The organism is Cupriavidus oxalaticus, assembly GCF_038900635.1.
GTDB lineage: Bacteria > Pseudomonadota > Gammaproteobacteria > Burkholderiales > Burkholderiaceae > Cupriavidus > Cupriavidus oxalaticus_B.
The window spans coordinates 426,554-442,085 of the sequence record NZ_JAYMRX010000002.1; the positions used below are offsets into that span (position 1 = coordinate 426,554).

A 15,532-nucleotide genomic window follows, 5' to 3' on the forward strand; every position below is an offset into this window, starting at 1 on the left:
ACCCAACTGTCAGGAGAATGCAAAATGGAATCGACCAACACCGCTGGCGCATCGGCCGCGCAAGCACCGCACAAGAAGCTGTTCGACTTCGTGCGGAACAACCGCCTGGACCCTGCCGCGATCCTGGAATCGCGCCGCAAGGACATCGAGGCGATCGCCAGCGTCAACGTCATGCTGCTGGGAGGCCTGCAGTCGCTGGTGCGCCAGCAGGCCGAACTGCTGAGCGATGCCGCCGCCGACCTGCAGGCGCTGTCGCGCGGCGGCCAGGCCGTCGATGGCAACGCCCCCGCGAAGCTGGCTGAAGCCCTGCCGCGCTCGCTGCAGAAGGCGGTTGCCGGCGTGCGCGGCCTGACCGACACGCTGTACAAGGCGCAGGCGGACAGCATTTCGGTGGTCGGACGCCGCATCGCCGAGAACGTTGAGGAGGCGAAGGGGATTCTGCGCCCGAAGCAATAAATTGCAGCGGGCATGGCCGCGCGCCGGCCATGCCCGTGCGCAAACTCTCCAGGACAAGCTGATGACAACAACAGACGCCGGCACCCATGCCGGCCAAAAGCTGCAGGTGCTGACCGTGGACCTGGATGGCCAGGTCGTGCGGGCCGGCATCCGGCCCGGCAGCGATACCGGACCGCCGCTGCTGATCTTCAACGGCATCGGCGCCAATCTCGAACTGCTCGCCCCCTTTGTCGATGCCCTCCCGGGCATCGAAGTCATTTTATTCGACGTTCCCGGTGCCGGCGGCTCGCCCGCGCCGATGGTGCCGTACCGCTTTTCCAGCCTTTGCGTGCTGGCCGACCGCCTGTTGTCGCATCTTGGCTATACGGGCCAGGTCGATGCGCTGGGCGTGTCGTGGGGCGGGGCGCTGGCGCAGGAATTCGCCCGTCTTTATGCGTCGCGCTGCCGGCGCCTGGTGCTGGCGGCCACGTCGCCGGGCGTGATCATGGTGCCGGGCCGCCTGTCCGTGCTCGCCAGGATGATCGGCGTGCGCCGCTATACCGATCCGCAATACCTGCGCCGCGTCGGCGCCGACCTCTACGGCGGTGCCTTCCGCCACGATCCTTCGCTGCTCGACGAACACGGCCGGCACATGCAGCCGCCGCCCGGCCGCGGCTATCTCTACCAGCTGCTGGCGGCATGGGGCTGGAGCAGCCTGCCGTGGCTGGGCGCGCTGCGGCAGCCTACGCTGGTCATGCACGGCACGGACGATCCGATCGTTCCCGCGGTCAACGCCAGGATCCTGGCCGCCCGCATTCCTGACTCGACGCTGCGGATGGTCGATGATGGCCACCTCTTCCTGGTGACCGGGCCGGAGCACGCGGCCGGCATCGTCCACGCCTTCCTGCGCTGACAGCGGCGCGCGCAAGGCGCGCGCTGCATTTCCACTGTCCGCTGCATTTCCACTGTCAAAAAAAAGCGGCCGTCCCGAAACGGGGCGGCCGCAAAGAGCATCGGTTGCAGGGATCGATGCCGCGAGACGCGTTGTCAGAACTTGTGGCGGATGCCCACTGCCGCGCCGAACATGTTGCTCTGGCCGTTGGCCAGCGCGTAGCTGTTGCCCAGCGACAGGCTGTTGGCGTAGACCGTGGCCAGCGATTCCAGCATCAGGCCGGCGTTCTTGGCGTAGGCCGTGGTCAGGTACACGTCGGTACGCTTGGAGAAGGCGTAGTTGGCGATGAAGGCGACCTGCCACGGGTTGGGGACATGGGTATCGCCATACAGGGTCTTGACGTTGTCGTAGGCGTATTCGAGCGTCAGGCCGATAGCCGGGGTGACCTGGTAGGTGCCGCCGATCCAGTAGAAGTCGTCGCGCTGGATCACCACGTCCGCCGCGTTCTTGTTCTGGCCCCAGCGATAGCCGCCCATGATCTTTGCCGGACCGTACGAATAGCTGGCGCCAACCACGGCCTTCTTGACCTCCCCGTTGCTCGTGCCGATGGTCGGGTTCCACTGGTCGTAGCCGAAGGTCACGCCAAACGGGCCGCCTTGGTAGGCCAACGCGGCGCCCCACGCGGTGTCGCGCCGGAACTGCCCGGGTACTTCGCCATTGCCGCCGATCGGCGTGGCGATACCCACGGTCGCCGGCAGGGCCAGGCCGGTGCCGAAGGACCAGTGCGCCAGCGCCGTGACCGGGCCGAACTGGCCGGTGTACTTGATGGTGTTGTCGGCGCGGAAGTTCGGGCCGGACTGCAGCACCACCGGCTCGTACTGGGTGGCATAGGCGGCCGGCGAGAAGTTCGCCAGCGCCTCGAACATCGAGGTGTACTGGCGGCCCAGGCTGATTTGCCCGATGCCTGCCTTCTGCAACCCGACAAAGGCCTGGCGGCCGAACAGCCGGTTGCTTTGCTGCATCGTGCCGGTATCGAGGTTAAAGCCGCTTTCCAGCACGAACAGCCCTTTCAGGCCGCCGCCGAGGTCCTCGGTGCCGCGCATGCCCCAGCGCGAGCCGGAGATGCCGCCCGAGTTCATGCGGTAAACGTCGTTTGCGGGGCCGCGGTTGAACTGGTTGCTCGCCACCGGCACCGCGCCAACATGGTTGGCGTATTCGACGTTGATGTCCACCACGCCATACAGCGTGACGGTCGATGACTGCGCGAGGGCGCTGCCCGAGCAGGCTAGCGCTGCGGCTGCAGCCAGGGTCCTGATCTTCATGGATTGTTCTCCACTTGTTTCCTTTGGTTTTTGGGATGCGGATATTTCCGTCTGGTTTGGTAATGCCGGGTACTGCAAATCAAGACGCTGGATCAGCCGGCGCGCAGCAGCTCATCGATCAATGCGGTTGCGCGCGGCCACGGGCCGTAGCCCGCGGCGGGATTGAGGTGGCCGACTTCGCCGAGGTCGACCAGCTTGCTGCCCCAGTCGCTGGCCATTTCCGCGGCGCGCTGGTAGGTCGCCAGCGGATCGTTGCGGCTGGCGGCGAGGATGGTCGGGAAGGGCAGCGGGCGCCTGGGAATCGGCAGCCAGCCGTGCTGCGCCAGCGTGGCGATGTCCGGGTAGCCGGCCGGCATGGGGGATTCCAGGTCGGCGGGCGTGGCCAGCAGCGCGCCGCGGATCTCGCGGCGGTGTTGTGCGGCCCAGTGCGCGGTGATCATGACGCCGGCGCTATGCGCGACCAGCACGACCGGTCCGTCGATCTCGGCCAGGGCGGCGTCCAGCGCGGCGACGCGGGCATCGCGGCTGAGCTTGTCGTGCTCCAGCGGCGGCACCGAGCGCGCGTTGGGCAACTGTGCCTGGAGCAGGGTTTGCCAGTGCTCGGCAACGTGGTCGCGCAGGCCGGGTACCAGCAGCACGGTGGTGTCAGGGGAAAGGCTCATGATTCCAGTTCAGTGAGAAGTTGCGGGAGCGGCGGCTTCATTCCGGCTCTCCAGGCGGCGCAGGTCGGCTGTGTAGTAGCGGCGGCCGGCAAGGAAGGCGGCGGCGGCCACCAGCGACGCCAGCGGCACCCACTGCAATGCGCCGCGCAGGCCGATGTGGTCGGCAAGCAGGCCGGTGACGAAGGGCCCGGGCGCCAGGCCCAGCAGGTTGTTGGCCAGCGTCAGCGTGGCAAAGGCGGTGGCGTGGATGGCCGGGCGCGTCAGGTTGGCGACGGCGGCGCTGGCGGGGCCGGCGGCGCCGCCGACAAACAGCATGCCCGTGCCGATCAGCGCCAGTTGCAGGCTGCCCGCGGGCAGCCGGAACGCCGCCAGCAGCAGGCCGCAGCAGATCAGACTGTAGGCCACCGCGACGGCCCACTTGCGGCAAGGCGCCTGGCGGGCGATCCAGTCGGTCATCGCCCCGCACAGCACCATGCCGATGCCGCCTGCCAGCACGAAGCCCGCGGCGGCCGCGCCGGCGCGATCCGTCGCCATGCCGTAGTAGCGCGCCAGGTAGCTCGGCATCCAGGTGATCAGGGCGCCCATCACCAGCAGCTGCATGGCGCTGCCGACATAGGCGCAGAGGATCGAGCGCGCCGAGAACAGCGCGGCAAGCAGCGGACGCAGGGCCATGGCGGGCTCGCGCGATGCGAGCTCGGCGTCCTCGCCCAGCGCCTTGCGCCGGGCCTGCAGCCGAGGTTCGGTCACGACCAGGCGGAACACTGCCACCAGCACGAGCCCGAACAGCGCCATGCCGGCAAAGGCCCAGCGCCAGCCGAAATGGGCCGACAACGCACCGCCAAGCGCCATGCCCAGCACCGAGCCGAACGCGCCGCCGGCGATAAAGGCGGAGCTCAGGCTCGCGCGCAGGTGGCGCGGGAATACCGACAGCACCACGGCAATGCCGACGCTGCCGTAGGCCGCCTCGCCGATGCCCACGCACAGGCGTGCGATAAACATCTCGCCGAAGTTGTTCGCAAGCGCGCAGCCCAGCGTGGCCAGGCTCCACAGCGCCGCCATCAGCACCAGGCTCCTGACCCGGCCCCAGCGGTCCGCCAGGATCGACAGCGGGAACGTCAGCAAGCCCACCATCAGCGCCACGATGCCGCCCAGCGCACCCAGTTCGGTGTCACTCAGCGACCACTCGGCCTTCAGCAGCGGGAAAACCGCGTTCAGTACCTGGCGGGACATGTAGTCCGACAGCAGCAGGCCAAAGCTCAGGGCAAAGACGATCCAGCCGTAGAGTCCGGATTGCGATGCCTTGCCCGAGGGCGTTGCAATTGCGCGATGGGTAGTAGGTTGCCCGATCATGAAAGCTCTTCCAGTAAGTGCACCGGCTGCAGCCAAGGCAACGCCAGCAGTGAAGACAGTGCTCTTGCGGGCGGTGGGCGCAGGTTGGTTGCGACCCGCGAAGTATCTAAGATTGGCTGCCGCCGGTTTGGCTTTCCGGGACAACGTCTTTGCATTCAGGGACAGTGCGGGAAAACGAGGGGGCGCCCTGGCGCCGCCTGCATGCGCCACGCCCGCGGCATGGCAAGACTGTGCCGCCAACGCCTATAGTCGAGGCGTGACGCATGAGAAGGTTGCCCATGGAATCCCAGAAACTGACGCCCTTCGCAGAACGAGACGCCGGCAAGGCTGCCGGGTGGCTGCGCTGGCTTCCGGGCGTCCGGATGCTGAAGTCCTATCGGCCGGACTGGTTGCCGCGCGACCTGGCGGCAGGGCTGGTGCTGACCACCATGCTGATGCCGGTCGGCATCGCCTATGCCGAGGCCTCCGGCGTGCCCGGCGTCTACGGGCTCTACGCCACCATGGTCCCGCTGCTGGTCTACGCCTTGTTCGGGCCGAGCCGGATCCTGGTGCTGGGTCCGGACTCGGCATTGGCCGCGCCGATCCTGGCCGTGGTCCTGCAGGTCGCCGGCGGCGATCCGGCGCGCGCCGTGCTGGTGGCCAGCATGATGGCCGTGGTTTCGGGCGTGGTCTGCATCGTGATGGGGCTGCTGCGTCTCGGCTTCGTCGCCGAACTGTTGTCCAAGCCGATCCGCTACGGCTATATGAACGGCATCGCCCTGACCGTGCTGGTCAGCCAGTTGCCCAAGCTGTTCGCGATCTCCGTCGAGGATGCCGGGCCGCTGCGGGAGATGGTCGCGCTGGGCAACGCCATCGTGGCCGGGCAGACCAACTGGTACAGCTTTGCCGTCGGCGCCGGCAGCCTGGCGCTGATCCTGGCGCTGAAGCGCTTCGAGCGCGTGCCTGGCATCCTGATCGCGGTGGTCCTCGCCACGCTTGCGGTCAGCCTGTTCGACCTCGACCAGCATGGGGTGAAAGTGCTGGGAAAAACGCCGCAGGGGCTTCCCGCCTTTGTCCTGCCGTGGCTGGACGGCGCCGACCTGATGAAGATCGTGCTTGGGGGATGCGCGGTCGCGCTGATCGCCTTCGCGGACACCAGCGTGCTGTCGCGCACCTATGCCGCACGCACCAATACCCGCGTGGACCCGAACCAGGAGATGGTGGGGCTGGGTGCCGCCAACCTGGCGGCGGGACTGTTCCAGGGCTTTCCGGTCAGCAGCAGCGCCTCGCGCACGCCGGTGGCCGAAGCCGCCGGCGCCAAGACCCAGGTCACCGGCGTGGTCGGCGCGCTGGCCGTGGCCATGCTGCTGATGTTCGCGCCCAACCTGCTGCAGTACCTGCCGAACAGCGCGCTGGCCGCGGTGGTGATCGCCGCGGCCATCGGCCTGTTCGAGTTCGCCGACCTGAAGCGCATCTACCGCATCCAGCAGTGGGAGTTCTGGCTGTCGATGGTGTGCTTCGCCGCGGTGGCTGTGTTCGGCACCATCCAGGGCATTTTCCTGGCCGTGGTCATCGCGGTGATCGAATTCCTCTGGGATGGCTGGCGGCCGCACTATGCCGTGCTGGGGAAAGTGGACGGGCTGCGCGGGTACCACGATATCGAGCGCTATCCGGAGGCCAGGCGCATCGACGGACTGGTGCTGTTCCGCTGGGACGCGCCGCTGTTCTTTGCCAACGCCGAGCTGTTCCAGGAACGGCTGATAGAAGCGATCGACGCCTCGCCGACGCCGGTGCGCCGCGTCGTGGTCGCCGCCGAGCCGGTGACCAGCGTCGACGTCACGTCGGCCGACATGCTGCGCGACCTGAGCGGCTGTTTGCGCGAGCGCGGCATCGACCTGCATTTCGCCGAGATGAAGGACCCGGTGCGGGACAAGCTCAAGCGCTTCGAGCTGATGGAAGAGTTCGGCAACAAGTTCCATCCCACCGTGGGCAGCGCGGTCGATGACTACCTTGGCAAGGAAGACTGATGCCGGACGCGGCTGGCGCCAGCGCTTGCGGGTCCCATGCCAAACCGCGTAGAAGGAGGCGAAATGAAGCGCCGATTCAGGGTCTTGCACGCGCTGGCATGCGCCGGCGCATGTCTTGCCGCGCTTGCACCGGCAGGGACGGCCATTGCCTACTTTGATCACTACCTCGCCGGCACCGTTGTCGGCACCCTGACGCAGAAGCAGTTCGACGTGCTGACCGACGTCTTCCGCAAGACGCTGGATCAGGGCGCCGATGGTGCGCGCGTGACGTTCACGCTGCCGCCGGACACCCGCGAACGCAAGGTGGAAGGTGCGTTCACGCCACTGCGTTCCCGGCAGGACCATGGCGACCGGTGCCGGCAGCTGCACAGCGAATTCCGCCGTGCCGGCGTGTCCGAGAGCTGGACCGGCTGGTACTGCAGGGAGAAGAGCGGCGACTGGAAGTCGCGCAAGCTGCCGGACTAGGCCAATGCCGGCTGCCTTGCCCTCCTAGTAGCGCGAATCCACATACCGGTAGGGGTAGTCGGGCTCCTGGTATCCGTGCGCCTTTTGCCTGGCGGGCAGCTTGACCGGCTTGCGCTCGATCTTCTGGTACGGGATCTGGTCCAGCATGTGCCGGATGATGTTCAGCCGGGCCCGGCGCTTGTCATTGGAATCGGCCACGAACCACGGCGCGAAGTCGCTGTCGGACGCCGCGAACATGGCGTCGCGCGCGCGGGAATAGTCGTACCAGCGGTTGTACGAACGCAGATCCATGTCGGTGAGCTTCCAGGTCTTGCGGTCGTCGTGGATGCGTCCCTTCAGGCGGCGGGTCTGCTCTTCCGGGCTGACCTCGAGCCAGTACTTGATCAGGATGATGCCGGAATGGACGATGGCCCGCTCCACCAGCGGGACGGCCCGCAGGAACTCTTCGGCCTGGGTCTCGCTGCAGAACCCCATCACGCGCTCGACGCCGGCACGGTTGTACCAGCTGCGGTCGAAGATGACGATCTCGCCGGCCGCCGGCAGGTGCGGCAGGTATCGCTGCATGTACATCTGGGTCTTTTCGCGTTCGGTCGGGGCCGGGAGCGCGACTACGCGGAAAACGCGCGGGCTCACGCGCTCGGTCATGGCCTTGATGGTGCCGCCCTTGCCGGCGCCGTCGCGGCCTTCAAACACCACGCAGACCTTGGTGCCGCTGGCCTGCACCCATTGCTGCAGCTTGACCAGCTCGCCATGCAGGGGACGAAGCTCCTTCTGGTAAGCCTTCTCGGACATGCGTTCGCGCGGCTCGTGCGCTTCGTCCTGCCGGTCCTCGGCGTGATCCCGCGGGCGTGGCGGCTCGGTATCGGCCTCGGACTGCTCCCTGTCCTTGTCGTTGCGCTTGTCCTTATGCTTGGCCATGGTTCTCCTCCATTGGGTTCGAGCATCGGGAGAGGTGGCAAGGCGTGCGGCGGCCCGGCCCGTGTCATGCGGCTTCTGGTGCTGGCGTACGCGCCAACAATCCTCACAATAGCAATAACCACGGATATTGGACGCGTTCTCCAGCGCGCTGGCGACGAAAGTTTTTCCTATTTCACTTTCCCAAATTTTTCATCTCTGGAGGCGACAGCGCCACCTATAGTTTGACAGGGCAATACGTCGTGATCGCTGATTACCTTTTCTGGCCTGGCGCGGACAGTGCGCGGACGGCAGGCCAGAATGTTGAGCCCCGGACGGCGCCCGGCGACGGGGCAAGGGAGACGGCCATGGAGGGGCGGGGAATGCGTCTTTGGCGCCGTGTCGGCGCCTGCCTGTGCGCCGGCCTGGCATGGCTGGCGCTGAATGCCCATGCGCAGAATGCGCCAGCCCAGCCGGCACCGTTCAAGCCGGAGGAACTGGAGGCGCTGGTCGCGCCCATCGCGCTCTATCCCGATTCGGTGCTGTCGCAGGTGCTGATGGCCTCCACCTATCCGCTCGAGATCGTGCAGGCGGCCCGCTGGGTCAAGGCCAATCCGAAGGTGAAGGGCGACGCCGCGCTGAAGGCGGTCGAGAGCCAGTCCTGGGATGTCAGCGTCAAGTCGCTGGTGGCTTTCCCGCAGGTGCTGGAGCCCATGAGCGACAAACTCGACTGGACACAGAAGCTGGGCGACGCTTTCATCGGCCAGGAGAAGGAAGTGCTCGACGCCGTGCAGCGGTTGCGGGCGCGCGCGCAGCAATCGGGCAATCTCAAGTCGAACGAGCAGCAGAAGGTCATTGTCGAACCTGCGCCGGCGCAGCCGGTACAGGCAGGGCAGTCGGCACCGCCTGCGCAAACCATCGTACGGATCGAGCCGGCGAACCCGGAAGTCATCTACGTACCGGCCTACAACCCGACCGTGGTGTACGGTGCCTGGAGCTATCCTTCCTACCCGCCGTATTACTGGCCGCCTTACCCCGCGTACTATCCTGGTGCCGCGCTGATGACCGGCTTTGCCTGGGGCGTGGGCCTGGCCGCTGCGGGCGCCATTTTCGGCAACTGCAACTGGGGCGGGGGCGACGTCAACATCAACGTCAACAAGGCCGCCAATATCGACCGCAATTTCGACCGCACCAAGGTGCAGGGCGGAGGGAAATGGCAGCACGACGCCTCGCACCGCAAAGGGGTGGCGTACCGGGATAACGCGACGAGCGAGCGGTTTGGCGGGCGTGATGCGGCTGCCGCCAACCGCCGCAACGAATTCCGCGGCCGCGAAGGCGGCGTGTCCGACCGCATGGCGGGCGGGGATCGCGGCGACCGTGGCGGTGTTGGCGACCGTGGAGGTGTTGGTGATCGTGGAGGTGTTGGTGATCGTGGAGGCGTCGGTGATCGCGGCGGTGTTGGCGATCGCGGCGGCGTCGGGGACCGCGGGGGCGTCGCGGACAGAGGTGGCAGTCGTGGGGGGGCGGGCGATCGCGCCGGAGCGTCCGACCGGGCTCGCGCTTCGGACCGGGCCGCTGGCGGGGGTCGCGACAACGCGTTCCAGGGCGTAGGCGGTGGAGGTGCGACCGCGCAGCGTGACTTCGATCGCGGCCGTGCCAGCACGCAGCAGGCTTCGTTCCGCGACGGTGGCGGGGAGCGCGGCGGCGGTGGCGGCTTCAGTGGCGGCGGCCACGGCGGCGGTGGCTTCAGCGGCGGCGGTGGCCGTGGCGGAGGGGGCTTTGGCGGTGGCCGCGGTGGTGGTGGCGGCCGTGGCGGACGGCGTTGAGCGGGGGATCGTCGACATGCAGCGCACGCAACGATCGGGCCTGGACTGGCCCTGCCGCAGGGCGTTGTGCCTCGGGGGGCTGCTGCTCGCCCTGGCGACGGCGCCGGCTTACGCGCAAAAGAATTTCGCTACGCCCGAGGCGGCAATGAACGCATTCGGCGAAGCGGTTGCAACCAGCGACGACGACGCCATGAAGACGCTGCTCGGCGCCCGCTATACCGACCTGATCCCGCCGATCGGCGCCGAGATCCGCTACAAGTTCCTGGAAGCCTGGCACCAGTCGCACGCGATTCGCCCCGACGGGCCCGACCGCGCCCGCATTGCCGCGGGCAACGACGGGTGGACCATGCCGGTACCGCTGGTGAAGACTGCAAAGGGCTGGCATTTCGACACGCGCGCCGGCGTCGAGGAGATGCGCCTGCGCCGCATCGGCCGCAACGAACTGGCGGTGATGCAGACCTTGCTCGCCGTGCGCGACGCGCAGGCGGAATATGCGCAGCTGATGCGCGAGGACCGCGGCGTGACGGCGTACGCGTCGAAGCTGGTCAGCTCGCCCGGCAAGCACGATGGCCTGTACTGGCCAACGAGCCCCGGCGAACCGGAAAGCCCGCTTGGCCCCGCCTTTCTCAGCGCCGAGCATCGCAGCGCGCCCGGCGCGGGCTACCATGGCTATCGCTACCGACTGCTGACGTCGCAGGGTTCGCACGCGCCGGGCGGCAAGTATGACTATCTCGTCAATGGCAAGCTCTTTGGCGGGTTTGCCGTGATCGCGTGGCCGTTGCGGTACGGGGATACCGGCATCAAGAGCTTCATGGTGAGCCATGACGGGCGCGTCTACGAGCGCGACCTTGGTCCGGACAGCGCGGCAAGGGCCGGGGCGATCCGGGCCTTCGATCCCGGGCCGGGGTGGACCGAGGTCAAGCCATGACGCCCCGGGCGACGCAATGTCCGTCGCGCTTGTACTGATTGGGGAGGTGATCCATGTCCGTTCTCATGCTTAGCAACATCGATGCCGCCGTCACCGACGAAGAGATCGGTGCCTTCCTGGTGAAATACGGCTTCCCGGAATACAGCAGCATCGAGCATATGGATGGCGACGGCAGCCGGCCCGCGGTCAGGCTGACCTTCGACACGCTCGACGACGACACCCTGGACAAGCTCAAGGGCCGCATCCACGAGATGTTCTGGCATGGCCACAAAGTCAGCGCGCTGGTGATGCGCGAGCGCTTCAGCTGAAGCAGCCCGCCGCTTCCCCGTGGTGAATCGGATCGCTAGTCCGTAGGCCGTATCGGCCCGTCCTGCTAATCCGCCCGGTTGAGCTTGCGATACTGGTTGAAGTGCCGCACCGCCTTCTGGAAGTGTCCCAGTTCATGATGCAGCCGCGCGGCGTTGTAATGCGCGTCCGCATCGCCGGGCGCAAGCGCGATGCAACGATCGTACGCCGCCAGCGCCGACTGCGGCGCCCCGATATCTTCCAGCGCGACGCCCAGGTTGTAATGCAGCTGCGGTGCCTCCGGCAGCCAGCCCAGCGCGCCTTCATAGAGCGCGATCACGTCGTCGAAGCGCTGCTGGTCGGACAGCAGGCAACCCAGGTTCAGGTAGGCGTCCAGCATGCCGGGCGACAGCGACAGCGCGCGCCGGTAGCCGGCTTCCGCGGCCACGGCATCGACGGGCTCGATCGCCTGCGCGCGCGCAAAGGCATCGTCTGCCGCCGTTTCGCTGGCGGCGGCACGCGCCAGTTCCACGACGCGCACATCGTCCGGCGCCGGCTCGAATTCCATCAGCCGCTGCCCGCTCTCCACCAGCCACGCGCCATGCCGGTCGCGCACCGAGACCTTGCCGCTGCTGGCGGACATGCGCACGCCCGACAGGTGCCGGTCCGGCGCGAGCCGTTCCAGCCGCCGCAGCGCCCGCAGGATCTGCGCCGGCGCCACGCGTGCCTGGTGCAGCGAGGCAGCGGTGCGGATCAGCACCACGTCCTGGAACGAGAACACGTGCTCGCCGCGCGGGCCGCGTGCGGGCGTGACCAGCCCGGCGCTGACCAGGCTGCCGATCAGCCGGCGCGACACGCCCAGGCGTGCCTCCAGCGCCCGCGTGGTCAGGCCTTCGCCGCGGTTCACGCCGATTTCTTCGCGGTGCGCCGGATCGGCGTGGGCGCTGCCGGGGTTGCGGCGCGCTTGCCGGGGCGGCGGGCGGACGCAGTGTCGGCGGCGGCCTTGCCCTTGGCCGCCGACGCTCCCTTCTTCGACAGGCTGGCGCGCAGCGCATCCATCAGGTCGATGACCTCGCCGCCGGCGGCAACCTCGGCCGGCTCCGGCGACACGATCTGCTTGCCGGCGATCTTGGCGTCGATGGCGGCGAGAACCCTGGCCTTTTCTTCGTCCTTGTACTGGGTCGGGTCGTACTGGTCTTCCGATGCCTGCTCGATCAGCTGGACCGCGAGCTTCAGTTCGGCATCCGAGACCGCCACCTCTTCGATATTCAGTTCCGCGATATTGCGCACTTCATCGGCGAACAGCAACTGCTGGAACACCAGTCCGCCTTCGACCGGCCGGATCTGCACGATATGCGATTTGCCCTTGGCGGCCCACTTGGCAATGGCGCAGCGTCCCGTCCTGGCCATGGCTTCGCGCAACAGGCTGTAAGGCTTGCCGCCGCGCTTGTCCGGCGCGATGAAATAGGCCTTGTCGTAGTACAGCGGATCGACGCTTTGCTCGGGAATGAACGCGACGATATCGACCATGTGGCTGGCGCTTTCTTCCAGCGCCTTGAGTTCGTCGGGCGAGAAGGTCACGAAGCGGCCCTTTTCGAATTCATAGCCCTTCACCATGTCGGCCCGCTCGACGATCTGCTGAGTCTGCTCGGAGATGTACTGCTGCTTCAGGCGCGAGCCCTCCTTGCTCAGCAGGTTGAAGCGCACAGCCGAGCTGGTTTCGGTGGCCGTGTAGAGCTTGACGGGGATCGATACCAGGCCGAAGGAGAGGGACAGCGAGGCGAGGGAACGGGCAGGCATGGAAGTCTCCGCAATGCAGTACGGCTGGAATCAGCTTAAGCGCTCGATGGCGGCGGTCAAAGTCTGGCGTGTGTCCCAATAGGACTGCCACGGGTCCGCGACCTGGAAGCTGAGGTACTCGCGCGCATCGCGGATGGTCCACTGTGCGCCACTTTTCAGCTTGCCAAGTTGCTCCCACGACACCGGCATCGAGACCCCGAGCCCCGGCCTGGCCCGCGCCGAGAAGGCTGCGGCGGTGGTCTGGGAAAAGCCGTTGCGCAGGTAGTCGACAAAAATCCGCCCCTTGCGGTTGGTCGCGCCCGGGCGGGCGGTGAAGCGCCGGGGCAGGGTGGCGGCCAGGAGTTGCACGGCCGCCCGGGAGAATGCCTTGACTTCATCGTACGAGCGGCGCGGCGCCAGCGGCACGACCACGTGCAGGCCCTTGCCGCCGCTGGTCTTCAGCCAGGACTGCAGGGCGAGCTCGTCGAGCAGCGTGCGCACCAGCATGGCCGCTTCGAGCATCGACTCCCACGGCACGCCTTCGCCGGGATCGAGATCGAAGATGACCCGGTCGGGGCGGTCGATCTGGCGCGCGGTGGAGTTCCAGGTATGGAACTCGACCACATTCATCTGGGCCGCTGCGACGATGGCTTCGGCCGAATCGGCCGTCAGCAGCGCGCCGTGGCCGGGCCAGAGCGACGCGGGGCGCTCGGTCAGCCCCGGCATTGCCGTTTCCGCATGCTTCTGGAAAAACGTCGGCGCGTCGATGCCTTCCGGCGCGCGCACCAGCGACAGCGGGCGCTCGGCGAGGTGCGGCAGCATCATGCTGGCGACGCTCTCGTAGTAGCGCACCAGTTCGACCTTGGTGATGCCCCTGGAGCTGTCGATGACGCGTTCGGGGTTGGTGACCTTGATGGCGGCCATGCCATGCGGCGTCACGGCGGTCTGGACCGCTTCGCGCCGGATCGACCTGGCGGGCCGGTCGGTACGCAAGCCCTTGAAGGACGCATGGCGGACCTGGCCGTCCGGCGTCCAGTCGGAAAACTCGATCTCCGCCACCAGCGTCGGCTTGACCCATCGCGGCACGGCGGGACGGCGACCGCCCCAGCGCCCGCTGCCACGCGCCTCGTTGGCGAACGGGCTGTCGTCGACCTGCAATGCCGCCAGACGCTTGTGCAGCTTCGCGGCCATCTCGCTGTCCCAGCCGGTGCCGACGCCGCCGACATAAAGCAGGTCGCCCTTATTGCGCTCATCATAGACACCCAGGTGCAGCCTGCCGATTTCAGTCTTCGACCCTTCGCGATCCGAGAACCCGCCGATGACGAACTCCTGGCGCAGCTTGCATTTGATCTTCAGCCAGCTCTGCGTGCGCGCGGAAACGTAGGCGGCATCCGCCCGCTTGAACATCAGGCCTTCCAGCCCGAGCTGGCACGCCGCCTGGAACATCTGCGCGGCAGGCGCTTCGAAGGCCTCGCTGAAGCGGACCCGGTCACTGCCTGTGCCGACCAGCGTGGCCAGCTTTTCCCGGCGCTGCGCCAGCGGCAAGTCGCGCAGGTCGCGGCCTTCCCAGTAGGGCAGGTCGAAGGCAAAGAAGACAATGGCGTCGTGGCGTTGCCCGTCGATGGCATTCTGCAGCGCATTGAAGTCCGGCATGCCGTCGCGCAGCACGACGATCTCGCCATCGAGCCAGCCTTGCGAGATATCGAGCTTCTCGATCTCGGCGGCCAGCGAGCCGAGCTTGCGGGTCCAGTCATGTCCGTTGCGGGTGAAGAGCGTCACCCGCGCATCGTCGATCCTTGCCAGGATGCGGTAGCCGTCGAACTTGGTTTCGATGATCCAGCCGGCGCCGTCCGGCAGCGTGGGCGCAGGCGTCGCAAGCTGCGGGGTCAGCCTGGCCGGCAGCGGCACGCGCGGCGCGTGGCGGATGGCCTCGGCCGCATCTGCGACCGGGCCTTGCCCGGATTCGTTCAGGGCGCCCAGTGGCCTGGCGATGACGCTGTCCGGCAGCGCGGCCAGCACGTCGAACTCCGACAACGGCCGCGCCCACGCGTCGCGCTTCTTGAAGAGGATCCACTGTTCCGACTGGTCGCCCGGCCTGGCGATGCGGACCAGCTCCCAGCGGCCGGCCAGCTTCTCGCCGAACAGGTCGAACACCAGCTTGCCGGCAGCCATGCCGTCACGCGCGTCGCCGACCGGCGCCCACGTGCCGCGGTCCCAGACAATGACCGAGCCGGCGCCGTACTGTTTCGGCGGAATCTCGCCTTCGAAATCCGCATAGTCGAGCGGATGGTCCTCGACATGGATGGCGATGCGCTTTTCGGCAGGATCGTAGCTGGGCCCCTTGGGCACCGCCCAGCTCAGCAGCACGCCGTCCAGTTCGAGCCGGAAATCGTAGTGCAGCCGTCGGGCCCAGTGTTTCTGCACCACGAAACGCAACGGCCGAGCCTTCCCCCTGCGCCGTGTGCCGGCGGGCTCGGGGGTAATGTGGAAATTCCGCTTTTCCTGGTAATCCTGAAGGCTGCCCGGCCGCTCCGCAGCGCGGCGCCTGGCCGTTGTCGCCCTTGGGTTCGTTGCCATAAGACTTGCGCGCCTCAGCCGCGCCACAGGGGCGCCCGCGATTCCAGTCTAGGGGGTGCCCCCGGAGCGGTGTATCGGGCGGTGTCTTACGCGGGATGAAGTGCGGTTTCC

The 15,532-nt window shown here is 67.5% G+C and carries 14 protein-coding genes; 7 read left to right on the forward strand and 7 right to left on the reverse strand.

What is annotated here, in order from left to right; all coding sequences use genetic code 11:
* Positions 1–24 precede the first annotated feature (24 nt).
* A complete protein-coding gene (gene phaP, locus VSR71_RS06090; protein ID WP_342913010.1) occupies positions 25–456 on the forward strand; it encodes a TIGR01841 family phasin in 432 nt (143 codons plus the stop codon).
* A 61-nt stretch (positions 457–517) separates the two neighbouring features.
* Positions 518–1,348, forward strand: coding sequence for a poly(3-hydroxyalkanoate) depolymerase (phaZ, locus tag VSR71_RS06095; RefSeq protein ID WP_342913011.1), 831 nt, complete (start codon positions 518–520; stop codon positions 1,346–1,348).
* A gap of 134 nt (positions 1,349–1,482) precedes the next feature.
* Here phaZ and VSR71_RS06100 read toward each other — a convergent pair whose 3' ends face one another.
* The 3 genes from VSR71_RS06100 to VSR71_RS06110 form a co-directional block, all read right to left on the reverse strand.
* Entirely contained in the window at positions 1,483–2,649 is a 1,167-nt protein-coding gene (locus tag VSR71_RS06100) for a porin (protein WP_342913012.1), read from the reverse strand.
* Between the two features lie 92 nt (positions 2,650–2,741).
* Positions 2,742–3,311: an alpha/beta hydrolase gene (locus tag VSR71_RS06105; protein ID WP_342913013.1), complete on the reverse strand. Its 570-nt coding sequence runs from the start codon at positions 3,309–3,311 to the stop codon at positions 2,742–2,744.
* 9 nt (positions 3,312–3,320) lie between these two features.
* Positions 3,321–4,661: an MFS transporter gene (locus VSR71_RS06110; protein ID WP_342913014.1), complete on the reverse strand. Its 1,341-nt coding sequence runs from the start codon at positions 4,659–4,661 to the stop codon at positions 3,321–3,323.
* A gap of 278 nt (positions 4,662–4,939) precedes the next feature.
* On the opposite strand from VSR71_RS06110, the gene VSR71_RS06115 reads away from it, so the two are divergent.
* Complete coding sequence (locus VSR71_RS06115; RefSeq protein ID WP_342913015.1) at positions 4,940–6,667, forward strand: SulP family inorganic anion transporter; 1,728 nt, start codon at positions 4,940–4,942, stop codon at positions 6,665–6,667.
* Positions 6,668–6,730: 63 nt separating this feature from the next.
* A complete protein-coding gene (locus VSR71_RS06120; protein WP_342913016.1) occupies positions 6,731–7,132 on the forward strand; it encodes a hypothetical protein in 402 nt (133 codons plus the stop codon).
* A gap of 24 nt (positions 7,133–7,156) precedes the next feature.
* Here VSR71_RS06120 and ppk2 read toward each other — a convergent pair whose 3' ends face one another.
* Positions 7,157–7,924 (reverse strand): polyphosphate kinase 2, encoded by a 768-nt coding sequence (ppk2, locus tag VSR71_RS06125; RefSeq protein WP_428979358.1) that lies wholly within the window; start codon positions 7,922–7,924, stop codon positions 7,157–7,159.
* A gap of 485 nt (positions 7,925–8,409) precedes the next feature.
* On the opposite strand from ppk2, the gene VSR71_RS06130 reads away from it, so the two are divergent.
* The 3 genes from VSR71_RS06130 to VSR71_RS06140 are packed head-to-tail and all read left to right on the forward strand — an operon-like array spanning position 8,410 to position 11,088.
* Positions 8,410–9,852, forward strand: a complete 1,443-nt coding sequence (locus tag VSR71_RS06130) for a DUF3300 domain-containing protein (protein WP_342913018.1) — start codon at positions 8,410–8,412, stop codon at positions 9,850–9,852.
* 16 nt (positions 9,853–9,868) lie between these two features.
* Complete coding sequence (locus VSR71_RS06135) at positions 9,869–10,780, forward strand: DUF2950 domain-containing protein (protein WP_342913130.1); 912 nt, start codon at positions 9,869–9,871, stop codon at positions 10,778–10,780.
* Positions 10,781–10,833: 53 nt separating this feature from the next.
* Entirely contained in the window at positions 10,834–11,088 is a 255-nt protein-coding gene (locus tag VSR71_RS06140) for an RNA-binding protein (RefSeq protein WP_342913019.1), read from the forward strand.
* A gap of 65 nt (positions 11,089–11,153) precedes the next feature.
* On the opposite strand, the gene VSR71_RS06145 is transcribed toward VSR71_RS06140, so the two are convergent.
* From VSR71_RS06145 to ligD, 3 genes are read right to left on the reverse strand one after another with little or no spacing between them, the layout of a single operon-like run.
* On the reverse strand, positions 11,154–11,972 hold the full coding sequence (locus tag VSR71_RS06145; RefSeq protein WP_342913020.1) for a tetratricopeptide repeat protein: 819 nt from the start codon (positions 11,970–11,972) through the stop codon (positions 11,154–11,156).
* Positions 11,969–12,865, reverse strand: coding sequence for a Ku protein (locus VSR71_RS06150; RefSeq protein ID WP_342913021.1), 897 nt, complete (start codon positions 12,863–12,865; stop codon positions 11,969–11,971). Before VSR71_RS06150 ends, VSR71_RS06145 begins: the two co-directional genes overlap by 4 nt.
* A gap of 30 nt (positions 12,866–12,895) precedes the next feature.
* The gene (ligD, locus tag VSR71_RS06155) at positions 12,896–15,421 is read right to left on the reverse strand and encodes a DNA ligase D (protein WP_342913022.1); all 2,526 of its coding nucleotides are present in this window, start codon (positions 15,419–15,421) and stop codon (positions 12,896–12,898) included.
* Positions 15,422–15,532: the final 111 nt, after the last annotated feature.

Coding starts and splice junctions, on each gene's coding strand:
- phaP (WP_342913010.1), top strand. CDS start 25: ATGGAATCGACCAACACCGCTGGCGCATCGGCCGCGCAAGCACCGCAC.
- phaZ (WP_342913011.1), top strand. CDS start 518: ATGACAACAACAGACGCCGGCACCCATGCCGGCCAAAAGCTGCAGGTG.
- VSR71_RS06100 (WP_342913012.1), bottom strand. CDS start 2,649: ATGAAGATCAGGACCCTGGCTGCAGCCGCAGCGCTAGCCTGCTCGGGC.
- VSR71_RS06105 (WP_342913013.1), bottom strand. CDS start 3,311: ATGAGCCTTTCCCCTGACACCACCGTGCTGCTGGTACCCGGCCTGCGC.
- VSR71_RS06110 (WP_342913014.1), bottom strand. CDS start 4,661: ATGATCGGGCAACCTACTACCCATCGCGCAATTGCAACGCCCTCGGGC.
- VSR71_RS06115 (WP_342913015.1), top strand. CDS start 4,940: ATGGAATCCCAGAAACTGACGCCCTTCGCAGAACGAGACGCCGGCAAG.
- VSR71_RS06120 (WP_342913016.1), top strand. CDS start 6,731: ATGAAGCGCCGATTCAGGGTCTTGCACGCGCTGGCATGCGCCGGCGCA.
- ppk2 (WP_428979358.1), bottom strand. CDS start 7,924: ATGTCCGAGAAGGCTTACCAGAAGGAGCTTCGTCCCCTGCATGGCGAG.
- VSR71_RS06130 (WP_342913018.1), top strand. CDS start 8,410: ATGCGTCTTTGGCGCCGTGTCGGCGCCTGCCTGTGCGCCGGCCTGGCA.
- VSR71_RS06135 (WP_342913130.1), top strand. CDS start 9,869: ATGCAGCGCACGCAACGATCGGGCCTGGACTGGCCCTGCCGCAGGGCG.
- VSR71_RS06140 (WP_342913019.1), top strand. CDS start 10,834: ATGTCCGTTCTCATGCTTAGCAACATCGATGCCGCCGTCACCGACGAA.
- VSR71_RS06150 (WP_342913021.1), bottom strand. CDS start 12,865: ATGCCTGCCCGTTCCCTCGCCTCGCTGTCCCTCTCCTTCGGCCTGGTA.
- ligD (WP_342913022.1), bottom strand. CDS start 15,421: ATGGCAACGAACCCAAGGGCGACAACGGCCAGGCGCCGCGCTGCGGAG.